This is a genomic window from Dyella japonica A8 (assembly GCF_000725385.1).
Lineage (GTDB): Bacteria > Pseudomonadota > Gammaproteobacteria > Xanthomonadales > Rhodanobacteraceae > Dyella > Dyella japonica_C.
Genome location: NZ_CP008884.1, coordinates 4,519,945 through 4,537,350 on the forward strand (window position 1 = coordinate 4,519,945; position 17,406 = coordinate 4,537,350).

Annotated in this window: 13 protein-coding genes; 8 read left to right on the plus strand and 5 right to left on the minus strand. The window is 66.6% G+C overall.

Annotated features, from left to right (window positions below; translation table 11 throughout):
* Positions 1-48 precede the first annotated feature (48 nt).
* Positions 49-1,149 carry an LPS export ABC transporter permease LptG gene (gene lptG, locus HY57_RS19275; RefSeq protein WP_019467146.1) on the minus strand — a complete coding sequence of 367 codons (1,101 nt, stop codon included), beginning with the start codon at positions 1,147-1,149 and terminating at the stop codon, positions 49-51.
* Complete coding sequence (gene lptF, locus HY57_RS19280) at positions 1,149-2,246, minus strand: LPS export ABC transporter permease LptF (protein ID WP_430536790.1); 1,098 nt, start codon at positions 2,244-2,246, stop codon at positions 1,149-1,151. The genes lptG and lptF overlap by 1 nt, the downstream gene beginning before the upstream one ends.
* Before the next feature lie 210 nt (positions 2,247-2,456).
* On the opposite strand from lptF, the gene HY57_RS19285 reads away from it, so the two are divergent.
* On the plus strand, positions 2,457-3,944 hold the full coding sequence (locus tag HY57_RS19285; RefSeq protein ID WP_019467144.1) for a leucyl aminopeptidase: 1,488 nt from the start codon (positions 2,457-2,459) through the stop codon (positions 3,942-3,944).
* Positions 3,945-4,019: 75 nt separating this feature from the next.
* The gene (locus HY57_RS19290; RefSeq protein ID WP_019467143.1) at positions 4,020-4,442 is read left to right on the plus strand and encodes a DNA polymerase III subunit chi; all 423 of its coding nucleotides are present in this window, start codon (positions 4,020-4,022) and stop codon (positions 4,440-4,442) included.
* 32 nt (positions 4,443-4,474) lie between these two features.
* Here HY57_RS19290 and HY57_RS19295 read toward each other — a convergent pair whose 3' ends face one another.
* A complete protein-coding gene (locus HY57_RS19295) occupies positions 4,475-8,065 on the minus strand; it encodes a hybrid sensor histidine kinase/response regulator (protein ID WP_019467142.1) in 3,591 nt (1,196 codons plus the stop codon).
* Positions 8,066-8,229: 164 nt separating this feature from the next.
* Between HY57_RS19295 and HY57_RS19300 the strand changes: the two genes are divergently transcribed.
* The 3 genes from HY57_RS19300 to HY57_RS19310 are packed head-to-tail and all read left to right on the plus strand — an operon-like array spanning position 8,230 to position 9,979.
* Positions 8,230-8,850 (plus strand): YceI family protein, encoded by a 621-nt coding sequence (locus tag HY57_RS19300; protein WP_019467141.1) that lies wholly within the window; start codon positions 8,230-8,232, stop codon positions 8,848-8,850.
* Positions 8,847-9,422, plus strand: a complete 576-nt coding sequence (locus HY57_RS19305) for a cytochrome b (RefSeq protein ID WP_019467140.1) — start codon at positions 8,847-8,849, stop codon at positions 9,420-9,422. Before HY57_RS19300 ends, HY57_RS19305 begins: the two co-directional genes overlap by 4 nt.
* On the plus strand, positions 9,419-9,979 hold the full coding sequence (locus HY57_RS19310; protein WP_019467139.1) for a YceI family protein: 561 nt from the start codon (positions 9,419-9,421) through the stop codon (positions 9,977-9,979). Before HY57_RS19305 ends, HY57_RS19310 begins: the two co-directional genes overlap by 4 nt.
* An 80-nt stretch (positions 9,980-10,059) precedes the next feature.
* Here the strand turns inward: HY57_RS19310 and HY57_RS19315 are convergent, their stop codons facing one another.
* Positions 10,060-10,287: a glutaredoxin family protein gene (locus HY57_RS19315; protein ID WP_235186675.1), complete on the minus strand. Its 228-nt coding sequence runs from the start codon at positions 10,285-10,287 to the stop codon at positions 10,060-10,062.
* 225 nt (positions 10,288-10,512) lie between these two features.
* On the opposite strand from HY57_RS19315, the gene HY57_RS19320 reads away from it, so the two are divergent.
* Both HY57_RS19320 and HY57_RS19325 read left to right on the plus strand, forming a co-directional pair.
* Entirely contained in the window at positions 10,513-12,672 is a 2,160-nt protein-coding gene (locus tag HY57_RS19320; protein ID WP_019467137.1) for a TonB-dependent siderophore receptor, read from the plus strand.
* Between the two features lie 224 nt (positions 12,673-12,896).
* On the plus strand, positions 12,897-14,279 hold the full coding sequence (locus tag HY57_RS19325) for an L-serine ammonia-lyase (protein ID WP_019467136.1): 1,383 nt from the start codon (positions 12,897-12,899) through the stop codon (positions 14,277-14,279).
* 198 nt (positions 14,280-14,477) lie between these two features.
* Here the strand turns inward: HY57_RS19325 and HY57_RS19330 are convergent, their stop codons facing one another.
* On the minus strand, positions 14,478-15,485 hold the full coding sequence (locus HY57_RS19330) for a tetratricopeptide repeat protein (RefSeq protein ID WP_019467135.1): 1,008 nt from the start codon (positions 15,483-15,485) through the stop codon (positions 14,478-14,480).
* 278 nt (positions 15,486-15,763) lie between these two features.
* Here HY57_RS19330 and HY57_RS19335 point away from each other — a divergent pair, with 278 nt between their 5' ends.
* Positions 15,764-17,371, plus strand: coding sequence for an APC family permease (locus HY57_RS19335; RefSeq protein ID WP_019467134.1), 1,608 nt, complete (start codon positions 15,764-15,766; stop codon positions 17,369-17,371).
* Positions 17,372-17,406 lie beyond the last annotated feature (35 nt).

The window sequence follows — 17,406 nt, forward strand, 5'->3', positions numbered from 1 at the left end:
CTTGCCGGGCAACACGCCATTCGCCGCCGCATGCAACGCGGCGGCGACTTATCCGTGCTTGCGGAAGTACACCCACGCGATCACGGCCAGGATCACCGCAGGCAGCAGGTTGGCCACCAGCGGCGGCACACCGTAGACGGTGCCGAAGTTCACCATCGCCTTCTGCAGGAAGTACCAGCCGATGGCCAGCAGCATGCCGATGAACATGCGCTTGCCCAGGCCGCCCGAACGCAGCGTGCCGAACGAGAACGGCATGGCCAGCAGCACCAGCACCAGCACGTTCACCGGATACAGCGCGCGCGTCCAGAACGCGGAGGCATAGACGCCCGGGTTCTGCCCGTTCTGCTCCAGGTAGTTGATGTTGCGGCGCAGGTCGCGCATGGGCAGGTACTGCGGCTGGATCACCGACTGTTCCAGCACCTGCGGATTGAGCCTGGAATCCCACGTCTGGCTCGCCACCGTGGTGGAATGCGTGCCGCCCTCGTCGAGGGTGGTGCTGCGCACCTTGCTCATGACCCACTGGCGGCCGTCGTGCTCGGCGGTTTGCGCCCAGTCGAAGCGCGTCACCTGGCCATCCGGCGTCAGCGTGAACACGCGCACGTCGAGCAGCTGCACGGTGCTGTGCGTGGCGGTGCGCTTGGCCACCCAGCCCTTGGCGTTGATGACGCGATCGCCATCACGCGCCCACAGGCCGGACGCACCGCCGAGGCCCACGTTGTTGGACTTCAGGCGCAACTGCATGGCCTGCGCCTGCTGGTCGCCCCAGGGGGCCGCGGTTTCGCCGAGGATCACCACGGCAACCACCAGGATCGCCACCACGCCCACCGCCGACGCGGCAATGCGCAGCTTGGACAGGCCGCAGGCACGCAACGCGGTGAGCTCGTTGGTGGCAGCCAGACCGCCCAGGCCCAGCAAGCCGCCGATCAACGCCGCGTTGCCGAACATTTCGTACAGGCGGCGCGGGAACGTGACCAGCACATAGACCACGGCGCTGGTCACGGTGTAGCCGTTCTTGCCCACGTTGCCGAGCTGGCGCAGGAACTGGAACACCGCATCGAGGCCGGTGATGACCAGCCATACGGTGAGCAGCGAGCCCAGCACCGTGGTGCCGACCAACCAGTCGACGCGGCGAATGCGCAACGAGGCCATCACGCACCCGCCTTGCGCACTTTGCGCGGCCCGTACTGGTTCTGGAACATGCGCGCAGCAACGCCGAACACGATCACGGTCACGGCCCACATCGGGAACGAGTGGTGCCAGTGGCCCTTGATGATCTGGCCACGGCAGATCGCCAGCAGCAGGTAGTAGAAGTAGAACGTGAGGATGGCCAGGAACAGTCGGCCGAAGCGCGGCTCTCGCGGGCTCTGGCGGGACAGCGGCAAGGCAAGCGCCAGCAACACCAGCGTCATCGCCGGCGCAATGGTGCGCCAGGCGAACTCGGCGCGCGTGTCCGGGTTGTCGGTACGCAGCAGTTGGCCAAGCGTCATCGAATGCGCGGGATCTTCTTCGTCCGTGTCCGACTGGATGTTGTCCAGCGAGGCGTCATTGCGTTCGTACTTCATCTTGCGCCAGTTGTCCGCGCCCAGCGGGATGTCGTACTGGTAGCCGTCGTGCAATGCCAGGAAGCGGCCGCTGCCATCGGTTTCCTGATAGAGCTGGCCATGCTTGCCCGTCACCAGCTTGATGTGCGGAACATTGTCGCGGCCGGTGCGCTCGGTGGCGATGAAGGTGTTGCCCAGCATGCTGCCGTCGCGGCTCAGCTCGTCCACGAAGATGATGCCGCCCTTGCCCGGCAGCGGCGTGAAACGGCCTGCATCCAGGCCCGCCGCGATCACCGAACGGTTGGCCGCGGCCACCAGCTGGTCGGACGTACGCGCCGCCCAGGGGCCCAGCCACAGTGACACCGCGCCCACCAGCAGCGCCACGACCGCCGCCAGGATGCTCATCGGGCGCAGCAGGCCCTTCGCGCCCATGCCGGACGAGGCGAGCACGTGCATTTCGCTTTCGCGGTACATGCGGCCCAGGCCCTGGAGCACGCCCAGGAAGGCCGACAGCGGCAGCAGCGTGGTCAGGCCATCGAGCATGTTCAGGCCCAGCACCTGGAACATCACGCTGGCCGGGAAACTGCCGTTGGCCACCTGCTGCAGCACGCGCGCGAACGAGGTGCCGGCCATGATGGCCAGCAGCACGATGGCGGTCGCGGCGATGGTTTGCGCCAGCTCACGCAGGAAATAACGATCGAGGATGCTCAGAACCGGTCCTCACGCACGGAACTACCCGCGCGGGGGCGCGGGAGGGGAAACAGCAGTGAAGTGTACGGGCTGGCGGCCCGTTCTTGGGGACTGTTTCTCGACATGCGATAAGATGAAGGGCTTGGCGCCGCCCCAACCCTGGGTGCGGCAAACCCCAAGTCTAGCCTGTCCGGGCCTTTCCGGACCTTTCTGCAGGACATCTCCATGACTCTCCAGTTCAGCCTTGGCTCCGCCGCTCCCGAATCCGTCGAAACCCCTTGCGTGGTCGTCGGCGTCTACGAGAACGGCCTGCTCACCAGTGCCGCCGCCCGCGTGGACACCGCCGCGCACGGCGCCATCAAGCGCCAGGTGGAGAGCGGGGACATCAACGGCAAGGCCGGCACCACGGCCATGCTGTTCGCGCCCGAGGGCGTGGCGGCCAAGCGCGTGCTGGTGGTGGGCCTGGGAACGCAGAAGACGTTCGACGGTGCACGCTACCAGAAGGTGAACATCGAAGCCGCGCGCGCCCTGGGTCGCCTGCCGATCGACGGCGCCGTGTCCTACCTGACCGAGGTGGACGTGCCGGGCCACGACGCCGCCTGGCGCGTGCGCACCGCCGCCCTGGCCGCCGACTACGCCGCCTACCGTTACACCGCCACCTTCAAGCCGCGCGAGAAGTCCGCGCAGCCGGAGCTGACGGCGCTTGCCTTCGCCGGCGGCGACGACGCGCAGGCAGGCCTGGCGCAAGCCATCGCCATTGCCGAAGGCGTGCGGGTCGCACGCGAACTGGCCAATCTGCCGCCGAACATCTGCAACCCCGCCTACATCGCCTCGCAGGCCGAGCAGTTCGCCGCGCAGCACGACAAGGTGAGCTGCACCGTGCTCGACCACGAGAAGATGGGCGAACTGGGCTTCGGCTCGCTGCTCGCCGTGGGTCGCGGCTCGGCCAACAAGCCCAAGCTCGTGGTGCTCGAATACAAGGGCGGCGCGGAAGGCGACAAGCCGTATGCCTTCGTCGGCAAGGGCATCACCTTCGACACCGGCGGCATCAGCCTCAAGCCCGGCCCGGGCATGGAAGAAATGAAGTTCGACATGGGCGGCGCCGCCGGCGTGATCGGCAGCTTCGTGGCCGCCGTGAAGCTGGGCCTGCCGGTGAACCTGGTGTGCGTGGTGCCGGCTGTGGAAAACATGCCCGATGGTGACAGCTACCGCCCCAGCGACGTGCTTACCAGCCTGTCGGGCCTGACCATCGAAGTGCTCAACACCGACGCCGAAGGCCGCCTGATCCTGTGCGACGCGCTCACCTACACCGCGCAGACGTTCCAGCCGAAGGTGCTGATCGACGCCGCCACGCTCACCGGCGCCTGCGTGATCGCGCTGGGCAAGCATGCCAGCGGCCTGATGAGCAAACACGACGACCTTGCCGCCGAGCTGATCGCTGCCGGTGAGAACACACTGGATCGCGCATGGCGCCTGCCGCTGTGGGACGACTACCAGGTGCAGCTGGAATCGGGCTTCGCCGACGTCGCCAACATCGGCGGCAAGAACGCGGGCGCCATCACTGCCGGCTGCTTCCTGGCGCGCTTCACCGAAGGCCAGCGCTGGGCGCACCTGGACATCGCGGGTACGGCCTGGGACGAGGGCCGCAAGGGCCTCGCCACCGGTCGCCCGGTGTCGCTGTTGGTGCAGTGGCTGATGGATCGCGCTGCGTAATCCACCACGCATCGCGTCACGCTCACACCGTCATTCCGGCCTGCGCCGGAATGACGAACTAGGGAAGCTTCCGCCATGCCTCGCGCCGACTTCTATCTGATCGACAAGCCGCGCTTCCGCGAGCAGCCGCTGCTGCTGGTGTGCGAGCTGGCCAAGCGCGCGTTCGCCGCGCAGCAGCCCACGCTGGTACTGGCACGCGATTTCGCGCAGGCCGAGGCCATCGACGAACTGCTGTGGGATTTCGATGAGGACGGCTTCATCACGCACCAGCTTGCCGGTGACGACGATGACCATGTGACCGCCGTGCTGATCGTCCCGCCCGGCGTTGAAACGCCCGATCGCCCGATGCTGATCAACCTGCGCGAGGAGTGCGCCCCCGGCCGCTACGACCGCGTGCTGGAAGTGGTTGCCGCCGACCCCGCGGAACGCGAGGGTTCGCGCACGCGCTGGACTGAGTACAAGCGTCGCGGCTTCGACGTGACCAAGCACGACATGTAATCCCCAACCTGCTTCCGGGTGGGAGCAGGGCCTCAGCCGTCGACCGGCTCCCGCGCCGCCACCACCTGTGCATGGATCGCCTCCCGCAGTTGCTCGCCGGTCAGCGGCTTGCGCAGGAAACCGTCCATGCCTGCTTCACGCGCGCGCAACTCTTCATCGCCACCGGAGCGTGCCGTGAGCGCCACGATGGGAATGCGCTTGCCGGGTTCTTCGCGCTGACGGATCAGCCGTGCGATCTGGAAGCCGTCGATGCCCGGCAGGTCCAGGTCGAGCAGGATCACATCACACGCCGACTGGGCCAGCTCGGCGAGCGCGGAGAGGCCGTTGCCGACGTAGCACACGTCGTGGCCCGCGCGCTCCAGCAAGCCACGGATAACAGCGGCGACGATGGTGTCGTCCTCCACCAGCAGTACGCGCAGCGGCGGCACGTCCACCGCTTCATTGCCCGACACCGCGGTGGTGACCGGCTCCTGCGCCACCGGCAGCGGCAGGCGTACATGGAACGTACTGCCGAAGGCCACCTTCGATTCCAGCTCGATGCTGCCGCCCATCATCGCCACCAGTTCGCGGCAGATGGCCAGGCCCAGCCCGCTGCCCGCGCGACGCTGCGGTCCCGTGACCTGCTCGAAGCGCTGGAACAGGCGGGTCTGGCTCGCTTCGGGAATGCCCGGGCCGGTGTCGATGATGCTGAAGCGCAGGCCCTCGTCGACGCGGCGCACGCGCAGGGTCACGCCACCGCGTTCGGTGAACTTCAAGGCATTGTTGGCAAGATTGAGCAACACCTGCCTGATGCGCAACGCGTCGCCGATCATGCGCGGTGGCAGGTCGCGCGGCAGATCCAGCTCGAAACGCAGACCCTTGGCGCGCGCCTGCCCCTGCTCCAGGTGCACGATGTCGTCGATCAACGCGCGCGGATCGAACGGCGCGACCTCAAGATCAAGCTTGCCCGCCTCGATGCGGGCAAGGTCCAGGGCGTCGTTGACGAGCTTGAGCAGCATGCCGCCCGAGCGCTGCATGGCCTCGGCGTAATCGCGCTGCGTGCGGCTGAGCGGCGTGCTCAGCAGCAATTCGGCCATGCCCATGACGCCGGTCATCGGCGTGCGGATTTCGTGGCTGAGCGTCGCGAGGAACTGCGTCTTGGCCGCACTCGCCTGCTCGGCGAGGTCGCTGCGCTGTTCGGCCAGCAGAATCTGCTGGCGCGCGGCGAGGCGACGGCGCCAGGCCTGCAACGCGAGCCAGGCCAGCAGGACCACCATCACCACGTACACGCACCACGCCCACCATTGCGTCCACGGCGGTGCCTCCACGTGGATATGCAGCGGGCGCGGCAGCTGCGCCCACGCGCCGTCCGCCCCTGTCGCCATGACGTCCAGCGTGTAATCACCGTGCGGCAGGCCGGTAAGGTCGCGCTCGCCGTGGTTGCCCGCGTCGACCCAGGCGTTGTCCAGGCCGGCAAGGCGGAAGCGATAGCGATTGGCGGCGGGATCCACGTACGAGAACACGCGCGAATCCACGATCAGGCCCGAGTCGTTCCAGTCGATGGACAGCGCGCCGCTGGAGGGCACCGGAAGATCGCGCACGACGACACCACGGCGCACGCGGATGCGCGTGATTGCCACGCGCGGCGGCTCCGCCCGCGCCGAGGCCCGGTTGGGGTTGAAGCCCAGCACGCCGCCCAGGGTCGGCGAATAGATCATGCCGTCCGGCATGCGTGCGAAACCGCGCAGGAACTCGCCGTTGCTCACGCCATCTTGCAGGCCCATTTCGCGAAATTGCCCGGTAGCGGCATCGAAGCGCCACAGGCCATCGCGACCGAAGATCCACACGCGCTGGTGCTGGTCGACGGCAAGATCCACCACGTTGATGGACGGCCAGCCCTGGCCGGCATTGATCTTTCGGTCCAGCGCCAGCCCGGTGTCCGTGTAGCGGTAATGCTCCAGCCCGTCGGGGCGTGCGATCCACATGCCGTCGCCGGTGAAATCAAACGCATCCACGGGCTGGCTATCGTCCACGCCCGGCACGGGTTCGAAGTGGTCGTTGCTGCGATCCAGGCGCAGCAGGCCGCCGTCGCTGGCGTACCAGAACGTGCCGTTCATGAGGGTGAGCTGGCTGCCCCAGCGCGCCCTCTCCTGCGCCGGTTGCACCGACACCGGGGACACCGTGAGCGTGTCCTGGTCCACCCGGTACAGGCCTTCGCCGAAGGTACGCGCGTAGAGCTTGCCGTCCGGCCCCAGCTCCACCTCGAGCGGATGCTTCATGCCGTACTGGGCGCCGTTGACGGCGTCCAGCTTGCCGTTCGCATAGCGGTAGAGTTCGCCGCGCACGGTGATCCACAGGCGTCCGGGCACGTCTTCGGTCAGCGCGAGTACGTCGCCGCGCAGGCCAGAGATCATGTGATCCACCTTGCCGGTGCCTGGCCAGAGCCGGTCGACGCGACCGTCACGCTCGCCCACCCAGATGGCGCCATTGCGGCCGCGCGCCACGGCGTAGGCCACCGAATCGCGCAGGCTGTTGTCATCGTCGGGGATATGCGTGAAGCGGCTGACGCTGTCCCAACCCGGCGCCAGGTAGCCCACGCCGCCGTCGAACAGCGCAATCCACAGGCCGCCTTCGCTGTCCAGCTGGACCTGCCAGACCCAAGTACCGGGCAGGTTGCCGTTGAGCACGGGCTGGTCGGTAATGGCCTGGATGGCGGCGTCGTGACTGTCCTTCAGGAACAGGCCGCGCTGCGTGCCGATCCACATGCGGCCCGTCCGGTCGCGCACGCTGCTGAAAATGTTGGTCGTGGGCAGCTCGTCAATACCTACCTGCCGCGCCCGGTCGTCGCTGCCGACGATGAACAGGCCATGCGGGGACGACACGCGGATTTCGTCGCCGTCGCCCTCGATGCGCCAGGCATCGAACGGCTTGTCCGTGGACCGGATCAGGATGGGATGAAACGTTCCGTCCGCCGCGCGCCGGAACACGCCGTTGTCGGCGCCGACCCAGAGCTGGCCACGGGCATCCACGAACAGCGCGCCTACCGGCCCCAGGGCATCGGGCGTGTGGCCGGTCACCAGCACATGGTCGAAACCACGCCCGTCGGGATGCATGCGGTCCAGGCCATCGGCGGTGCCGACCCAGAGGGTACCGTCGCCGGTCTGGGCGATGGACCAGACCTTGTCGCTGCTCAGGCTCGCCGGGTCGGCCGGGTCGTGGCTCCAGTGGCGGAATGCGCCCGTGGCCGGGTCGTAGCGGTTGAGGCTCGCCTCCAGCCCCCCGGCCCACAGATGACCATCGTGATCGAACATCAGCACCGAGATGCCGTTGTTGAACAGCGAGTTCGGATCGCCCGCCACATGACGGAAGGCATGGAAGCCAACGCCGTCGTACTGCGCGATGCCGCTCTTGGTGCCGAACCACATGGTGCCGTCGGGCGCCTGGACCACGGTATAGACACTGCTGCTCGGCAGGCCCTCGCCCGTGCCGTAGCGACGGAACTGCGGGGTGGCCAGTGCTTCGTTGTCCGACGCGTGCTTTGGGGAAGCCACCGGCGCCTGCTGCACGGCCGCCGGTATGGATGCGGCCGCCGACGCGGGCGCACCCAGGGACAGGACAAGGCTGAACAGCAAGGACGGCAACATGCACTTCCCCCAGAATCGTCCGATGATGCCAGACCCACCGTGCCGGAACGAACATGGCTTTCGGCAGACTTGCCGTGCGCGCCGTCCTGACGTTGCCCCTTGGGAAACAATCCGTTCGGGGACAGCGTCTGGCATCACCCGTAGGGATCGTCCAGACTCCCACCATGCCATGGTCACGCCTTCCAAGCCGCCTGCTGCTCGCCCTCTCGTGCGCCCTGGCGCCACTGGCGGCCGTGTCGGCTGCGCCAGTCGCGTACCGGTACGACACGACGCACAGCCAGATCCTTTTCAGCATCGACCACAACGGGTTTTCGCGCCCGTTCGGACGGCTGCATATCGCCAAAGGGTGGCTGCGCTTCGATCAGGACGACTGGAGCCAGTCCGCCACCGAGCTGGATATCGACCTGGCCAGCCTGGACATGGGCGACGCCGCATGGAGCGCGGCCGTGTTGAAGCCGGCCTATCTCGACGTTGAAAAGGCCCGCTATGCGCACTTCACCAGTACGTCGGTGGAGCGCAAGGACGACACCCACGGCATCGTGCACGGCAACCTCACCCTGCGCGGCGTGACCCGCGCGGTGGACATCCCGTTCACCTTCAATCGGCTTGGCACGACCATTTACGGCATGCACACCGTCGCCGGTTTCTCCGGCACGCTGATGCTCCAGCGCGACGACTACGGCATCACCGCCACGCCCAACGCCGTTGGCCACGGCGTGAGTGTGTGGCTGGAGCTGGAAGCCATCCAGGAAGACACCACCCGCAACAACAAGGAATCGCCATGAGTTTTCGCAACACCGACCGTCAATGGGGATCGGTCGCCAAGTTCTTCCACTGGACCATTGCCCTGCTGATCATCGGCAACGGCATCTTCGGGCTGTGCATGGATCTGGCCGGCAACCCGATGCAGAAGATCAACTGGCTGGCGCTGCACAAGTCGATCGGCCTGACCGTGCTGGCACTGTTCCTGCTGCGCGTGCTGTGGCGTTTCTTCAACCGCCAGCCCAAGGACGAGCCCGCGCCGCGCTGGCAGCACCTTGCCGCGCACGCCGTGCACATCACGCTTTACGCCTTGGTGGCGCTGCTGCCGCTGAGCGGCTGGTGGTTCAACTCCATCGTCGGCAAGCCGCTGCAGTTCTTCAAGATGTTCAACCTGCCCGCGCTCACCGCCGCCAATCCCGATGCGCGCCACCTCTGGCACGAAGTGCACGAATACCTGTTCTGGTTCCTGGTGCTGCTGCTGGTGCTGCATATCGGCGGCGCGCTCAAGCATCACCTGATCGATCGCGACAACACCCTGCGGCGCATGCTCCCCTTCGCACGCCTGCGCCAGAATCCTCAAGGAGAACGCCCATGATCCGTTCCGCACTTCGCTTCGCACCCCTGCTGCTCGCGCTGGCCCTGCCGGGCCTGGCCAGCGCCGCCGACTACACCGTGCAGCCTGCCGGCAGCAAGCTCGGTTTCAGCAGCAGCTTCCAGGGCCAGTCGTTCGACGGCAGCTTTGGCCAGTGGACCGCCGCCATCAGCTACGACCCGGCCAAGGTCGCCGGCTCGAAGTTCGACGTGGAGGTGGACCTGGGCAGCGTGAAGACCGGCGACAAGGACCGTGACGGCGCCCTGCCCGGCTCGGATTTCTTCAACGTTGCCAAGTTTCCCAAGGCGCACTTCGTGACCACCGGCTTCCGCCAGAACGGCGCGCAGGTGATCGCCGACGGCAACCTCACGCTGCGCGGCGTGACCAAGCCGGTCAGCCTCAACGTGGTGTTCAAGCCGGCCGGTACGGGCGCGACCATGGACATCACCGGCGCGGTGAAGCGCCTGGATTTCGGCGTAGGCGGCGGCGATTACGCCGACACCTCGGTGATCGCCAACGAGGTGAAGATCAACGCGCACCTGGTGCTTGGCGCCAAGTAAGCCCGGTTCGAAAAACCTTGTGGGAGCGCACCCTGTGCGCGACCTCCATGTCATCGCGCACAGGGTGCGCTCCCACAGCTTTACAAGTTCACGAACACCCGCACATCGTTCGCACTGAACGGCCAGTCCATCTCCCGACCGTCCTCGCTGTCACGCAGCACCGGCACCCGCGCGCCATAGCGCGCTTCCAGCGCCTCGTCGTCGTCCACCCACTGGCTGTCGAAATCCGGCGCGCGCGCCTCGGCCATCACGGCCAGCGCCTGGTCGCACAGGTGGCAGTAGTCCCGCTGATAGAGCACGTATCGCATCGGCATAGGGGCCGGAAGATACCGTGCAGCCACATCGAGCGACACCCGCCCCGGCCTTCGAAACACCATGCATCGGCCCGTTGCGGCATCTCGTCCCGGGTGGAGACTGGTAAATTCAAATGATAATAACTATCATTTACAAACCTGAGGCCCAGCGGGCCCGCCGGACGCCATACCGCCCCGGCCTTCTCCCCCCGATACCGACAAGACATCCAAGGCTATCCGATGCCCTCGCTTGCGCGACGCCCGTTTTCGTACCGCACCCTCGCTTTGGCGCTGTCACTGACACTGACCGCGCCCCTGCTGCATGCCGAGGATGTCCCGGATGCGCCTGACGCCACCAAGGTGAAAAACCTGGAAGGCGTGCAAAGCACCGCCACCGTGACGGGCGACGGCGATTCGTACACCACCCGCACGCCGGCCGGCGCCACCCGCCTGCCGCTGACCCTGCGCCAGACGCCGCAGTCGGTGAGCGTGGTCACCGACCAGCAGATGAAGGACTTCAACCTCACCAACATCAACGCGGTGCTGGACACCACCACCGGCGTGAACGTGGAGCGCGTGGAAACCGACCGCACCTACTACAGCGCGCGCGGCTTCGACGTCACCAACTTCCTCGTCGACGGCGTGGGCCTGCCGTTCGCCAACGGCCAGCAGGAAGGCGACCTCGACACGGCCGTGTACCAGCGCATCGAAGTGTTGCGCGGCGCCAATGGCCTGCTCTCGTTCACCGGCAATCCGTCCGCCACCATCAACTTCGTGCGCAAGCGCCCGACGGCGGATTTCCAGGGCGATATCGGCCTCACCGTGGGAAGCTGGGACAACCGTCGGCTGGATGTGGACCTGTCCGGCCCGCTCAACGCGTCGCGCAGCGTGCGTGGCCGCTTCATCGCCGCCGACCAGGACACCGACAGTTATCTGGACCGCTACAACCTGCGCAAGCAGGTGCTCTCCGGCATCGTGGACGCGGATCTGGGCAGCAGCACCCTGCTCACCGCCGGCGTCACCTATCAGAAGAACAAGACCCACGGCGGCATGTGGGGCGCGCTGCCGCTCTACAACACCGACGGCACGCCCACCGACTACGGCCGCGACACCAGCACGTCCGCCGACTGGTCGCGCTGGAACATCGCCGATACGCGCACGTTCGTCGAACTCACCCGGCAACTGGGCAACGACTGGAGCCTCAAGGCCTCGCTGAACTATCGCCGCATCGCCGAGGACAGCAACCTGTTCTACGTGTACGGCACGCCGGATGCGCAAACGGGCCTGGGCCTGTACGCCTACCCGTCGGCGTATACCAGCAACGAAAAACAGTACGTCGCCGACCTTTACGCCACCGGCCCGTTCGAACTTGCCGGCCGCAGGCATGAGCTGGTGCTGGGCGCGAATTGGGCGAAGGACGATGTGCGCCAGCTGTCCAGCTACGGCGAAGGCATCGGCACACCGCTGCCGCCGCTGACCGAATGGACGGGCAACTATCCGGAACCGCCGTTCGATGCCTCGTATGGCCATGGCGATTTCCACATCAAGCGCAAGACGCTCTATGGCACCGCGCGCTGGAGCCTGGCCGATCCAGTCACCTTGATCACCGGCGCCAGCCTGGTGCACATCGAGCAGTACGGCGAAAACTACGGCGTGCCCAGCAACTATGGGAAAACCGAGACCACGCCGTTCGTCGGCCTGGTGTATGACTTCGCCAAGAACTACTCGGCCTACGTGAGCTACGCCAGGCTGTTCAACCCGCAGACGCAGACCGACGACAACCATAAGGTGCTCGACCCGGTCACCGGCGCCAATCTGGAAGCCGGCGTGAAGGGCGAATGGTACGACGGCCGCCTCAATGCCTCGTTCGCCTTGTTCCGCTCGCGCCAGGATGGCCTCGCCGAATACGCCGGCCACAACATGGCGACCAACCAGGACTACTACACGGGCATCAACGCCGTCTCCAAGGGTTACGAGTTCGACGTAAGCGGCCAGCTCACCGACCAGTGGCAGATCAGCGGTGGTTACACGCAGCTGGGCATTACCGATCCAGACGGCCACAACGTGCGCACCTACGTGCCGCGCCGCATGTTCCGCCTCACCACCAGCTACCGCTTCGACGCCCTGCCCGGCTTCAAGGTCGGCGGCACGCTGCGCTGGCAGGACCGCATCTACCGCGACCAGCAGGCCGTGGCGCTGGACGGCAGCGAGATCTTCACCAGGCAGGGTTCGTACGCCGTGCTCGGGCTGATGGCCGGCTACGACTTTGGCCAGCACTGGGGCACCACCGTCAACATCGACAACGTGACCGACCGCAAGTACATCACCAGCCTGTACTGGGCGCAGGGGTTCTACTCGGCGCCACGCAGTGTCATGTTGAACGTGCGGTACGCATTTTGAGGCACCCTACCTAACTCGTCATCCCCGCGCAGGCGGGGATCCAGTGACTTTAGCCACGTCGCAAAAAGGCCCTGGATTCCCGCCTGCGCGGGAATGACGGGCAAAAGCTGCAAGATGTCGCGCTCCATACGCCCGCGCACCGAACCCGTCGCTGCGCCGCGTCAACGAAGACCCGGCAGCGCGCGTAGAATAGGCGGTTCTCCCCGCCCACTCCGCGTGCTTCCATGGCTGTCAGCGTTTTCGACCTGTTCAAGATCGGCATTGGTCCGTCCTCCTCGCACACCGTTGGCCCGATGCGTGCCGCCGCCCGCTTCGCCGAGCGCTGGCTGGAAGAGAAAGGCGTGCTCGACCGCGTGGTACGCGTGCGTGCCGAGCTGTATGGCTCGCTGGCCATGACCGGCCGCGGCCACGGCACCGACAAGGCGGTGCTGCTGGGCTTTGAAGGCGCACACCCCGATACGGTCGATCCGGATCACATCCCCGACGCGCTGCATCGCATCCGCACCACGCATCGCCTGCGCGTGCTGGGCAAGCACGAGATCGAGTTCGACGAAAAGCGCGACCTGGTGTTCAACAAGCGCCAGAAGCTGCCGTTCCACACCAACGGCATGCGCTTCTCCGCCTATGACGCGGAAGGCCACGAGCTGGCCACGCGCGACTACTACTCAGTAGGCGGCGGCTTCGTGGTGAACCACGACGAGGCGGCGGAAGACCGCATCGTCGCCGACACCACCGAACAGCCCTACCCGTTCTCCACCGGCGACCAGATGCTGGAGCTGTGCGAGAAGAACAAGCTCACCATCGCCCAGCTGATGATGGAGAACGAGAAGGTATGGCGCCCCGAGGCGGAAACGCGCGCCGGCCTGCTCACCATCTGGAAGGCCATGCAGGACTGCGTGAACCGCGGCCTGCGTTCGCCGGGCGTGCTGCCGGGCGGCCTGAAGGTCGCGCGCCGCGCACCGCAGATGGCCGAGGATCTGCGCTCGCAGCCGGAAGCATCGTTGAAGGATCCGCTGACCATCCTTGACTGGGTGAACCTCTACGCCCTCGCGGTGAACGAAGAGAACGCCGCAGGCGGCCGCGTGGTCACCGCACCGACCAACGGCGCGGCCGGCATCGTGCCCGCGGTGCTGCACTACTACCACCGCTTCATCCCGAAGGCCGACGAGAACGGCATCGTCGACTTCCTGCTCACCGCGGGCGCCATCGGCATCCTCTACAAGGAAAACGCCTCGATCTCCGGCGCCGAAGTCGGCTGCCAGGGCGAGGTCGGCGTGGCCTGCTCCATGGCGGCCGGCGGCCTTGCTGCCGCGCTGGGCGGCAACGTGCTGCAGGTGGAGAACGCCGCCGAGATCGGCATGGAGCACAACCTGGGCCTGACCTGCGACCCCATCGGCGGCCTCGTGCAGATTCCCTGCATCGAACGCAACGCCATGGCCTCGGTGAAGGCGATCAACGCCAGCCGCATGGCGCTCAAGAGCGACGGCAAGCACCGCGTGTCGCTGGACAAGGTGATCGCCACCATGCGCGACACCGGCCGCGACATGAAGGACAAGTACAAGGAAACCTCGCGCGGTGGTTTGGCGGTGAACGTTATCGAGTGCTGAGGCAAATCCGGGCGCCGTAGCCTGGGCACGACATCGATGAAGTGGCCCTGCCGCCGCGCTGTGGGAGCGCACCTTGTGCGCGACCGCGGACTCGCAAGGTCACTCAGTGAGCGGCCTTTGCGAACCACTTCATCGCTTCGCCGCTCCGTTGGCTGTCGCGCACAGGGTGCGCTCCCACAAGAGCGCGGCGGCCGTCGCTCACGAACCCGCCGGCGCGGTGGCTACCTTTGGCGCATCGGCATCCACGCGCACCTTCAGCTCGGTGAGTTGCGCCGATGACAGCTTCGCCGCCGCCTTCGCCAGATAGTCGCCCGCGGTTTTCAGCTGCTGCTGGCTGTCCATGCGCTGCGCCAGCGAGATCTGATACCAGCCTTCCGCCGGGTTCTCCGCGATGCCGGCTCCGGTCACATAGGCCACGCCCATCGCGTAATGGCCGAGCATCTCGTTACCGGCCATGGCCTTGCGCGCCAGTGCGACACCACGCGCCGCATCCACCGGCACGCCTTCCCGGCCGGTGATGAGGAAATAACCCAGGGTGCCGGCGGCTTTCGCGCTGCCGGCATCCGCGGCGGCCTGTAGCCAGCGCACGCCGGCGACCGCGTCACGCCGGCCGAACACGCCGGTGATGTAGAACTGGCCGAGCGACAACTGCGCATCGCCGTCGCCTTTCTGTGCCGCCGCCGTCAGCAGCTTCTCGGCAAGCGCGGCGTCCTTCGGCAAACCCATCTCGCCGGACAGGCGTGCCATCGCCAGCACCTCCATGCCCTTGGGCGAACCCTTGTCCGCGGCCTTCTGCGCCCATTGCAGGGCTTCCTTCTGCGCGCCGCCGGTGGCCAACAGCGCGACGGCCAGCACGGCCATGTGATCCGCGTTCTGGTCGATGCCCACGCTTTTGCGCATCCATGCGATGGCCGCAGGCACGTCACGCGCTGTGCCCACTCCCGCCATGGTGGCCGAGCCCAGCATCCAGGCGCCTTCCGCGCTGCCGGCCATCGCGGCCTTGCGGTACCACTCGGTGCCCGCGGCCTTGTCGGCCGGCACACCGTCATCCTGCAGCGCACGGCCCAGGGCGACCTGTGCCTGCGTGTCGCCGGCCGCGGCACGCTTCTGCAACGCTTCGCGCGCGGCATCGCCGGATATCGCCATCGTGGGCATCGAGAACGCGGCCACCGCCGCCATCGCCACCAGCAACGTCGCACGAGTCATGGTGTGCCCTGCCTTGCGGAGAGAACCCGATACTAGCCTTCCACCCGGGCTCCGCCAATTTGCCACCCGCCAGAGGCGAAAAAACCGTGGCCTGAGCCTCGTTTCATCCGCCGATTCAATGACCTGAGTGCTGCGCTGCGCCACTATCCGTGACTCCTGACGGGCTGACAGGCGCGGGACCGGTCTGTCATCATCGCCCCCTTGTGTCGCCCGGGAAGGCGGCTGCTACTTGTGTCGCCCAGGGGGCGGCCCGTCGATCCACTGACCTGGGGACCTGCATGTCTCATTCCTCCATCCGACGCGACGTCGGCCCGTTCGCCCTCATGCTCACCGGCCTGGGCTCGATCATCGGCTCCGGCTGGCTGTTCGGCGCCTGGAAAGCGGCGGGGCTGGCCGGTCCGGGCGCCATCTGGGCCTGGGTGCTGGGCGCGGCCATCATCATGACCATCGCCCTTACCTACGCCGAGCTGGGCTCGATGTTTCCCGAATCCGGCGGCATGGTGCGCTACAGCCACTATTCGCACGGCTCGCTGGTGGGCTTTATCGGCGCATGGGCCAACTGGATCGCCATCGTCTCGGTGATTCCGGTGGAAGCCGAAGCCTCGGTGCAGTACATGGCGTCGTGGCCGTGGCAGTGGGCCCAAGACCTGTACATGCACATGCCCGACGGTCACGGTGAACTTTCAACCGCCGGCCTGCTTATCGCGGCGGTGCTGGTCATCATCTATTTCCTGCTCAACTTCTGGAGCGTGAAGTTGTTCGCCCGCTCCAACACGCTCATCACCACCTTCAAGCTGGTGGTGCCGGCAGCGACGGGCCTGGCCTTGATCGCCAGTGGCTTCCACAGTGAGAACTTCTCCGTGGGCGTGCACGGTGATGCGCATGCCATCGACTTCGCCGCTGTACTGACCGCCGTGGCGACGGCGGGCATCGTGTTCTCCTTCAACGGTTTCCAGAGCCCGGTGAATCTGGCCGGCGAGGCACGCAACCCGGGCAAGAGCATACCCTTCGCAGTGGTCGGCTCCATTCTGCTGGCAACGGTGGTCTACATCATCCTGCAGGTGGCCTATATCGGCGCAGTGCCGCCGGAAATGCTGGCCAAGGCTGGCTGGCACGGCATCGATTTCCGCTCGCCGTTTGCCGAGCTGGCCATCATCGTCAACCTGCACTGGCTGGCGATGCTGCTGTATGTGGACGCCTTCATCAGCCCCAGCGGCACCGGCATGACCTACACGGCCACCACCGCGCGCATGATCTACGGCATGGAGCGCAACGGCACCATGCCGAAGCTTCTCGGCCGCATCCACCCCAAGTGGGGCGTGCCGCGCCCGGCAATGTGGTTCAACCTGGCGGTGTCGTTCCTGTTCCTGTTCTTCTTCCGCGGCTGGGGCACGCTGGCAGCGGTGATCTCGGTGGCGACCATCATTTCCTACCTGACCGGCCCGGTGAGCGCGATGACGCTGCGCCGCACCGCACCGAACCTGCACCGCCCGCTGCGCATCGCGGGCCTGCCGATCCTCGCTGGTGTCGCCTTCATCATGGCGACCGAACTCCTCTATTGGGCACGCTGGCCGCTGACCGGCAAGATCATCATCTTGATGGTGGTGGCGCTGCCCGTGTACCTGTTCTACCAGTTCAAGGCGAACTGGCACGACTTTGGCCGCCAGATGAAGGGCGCGTGGTGGCTGATCTTCTACCTGCCGACGCTGGCGCTAGTGTCGTGGCTGGGCAGCGCGGAGTTCGGTGGCCAGGGCTATCTCACCTACGGCACCGACCTTGCCGTCGTCGCCGTGATCGGCCTGGTGTTCTACGTGTGGGGCGTGAAGTCCGGTTGGCGCACGCCGTCGGTGGAAGAGGCCGAGGCGAATCCGCACGTGCACGATTGAGCGGCACGCACCATCGGTGAAATGAAAAACGCGCG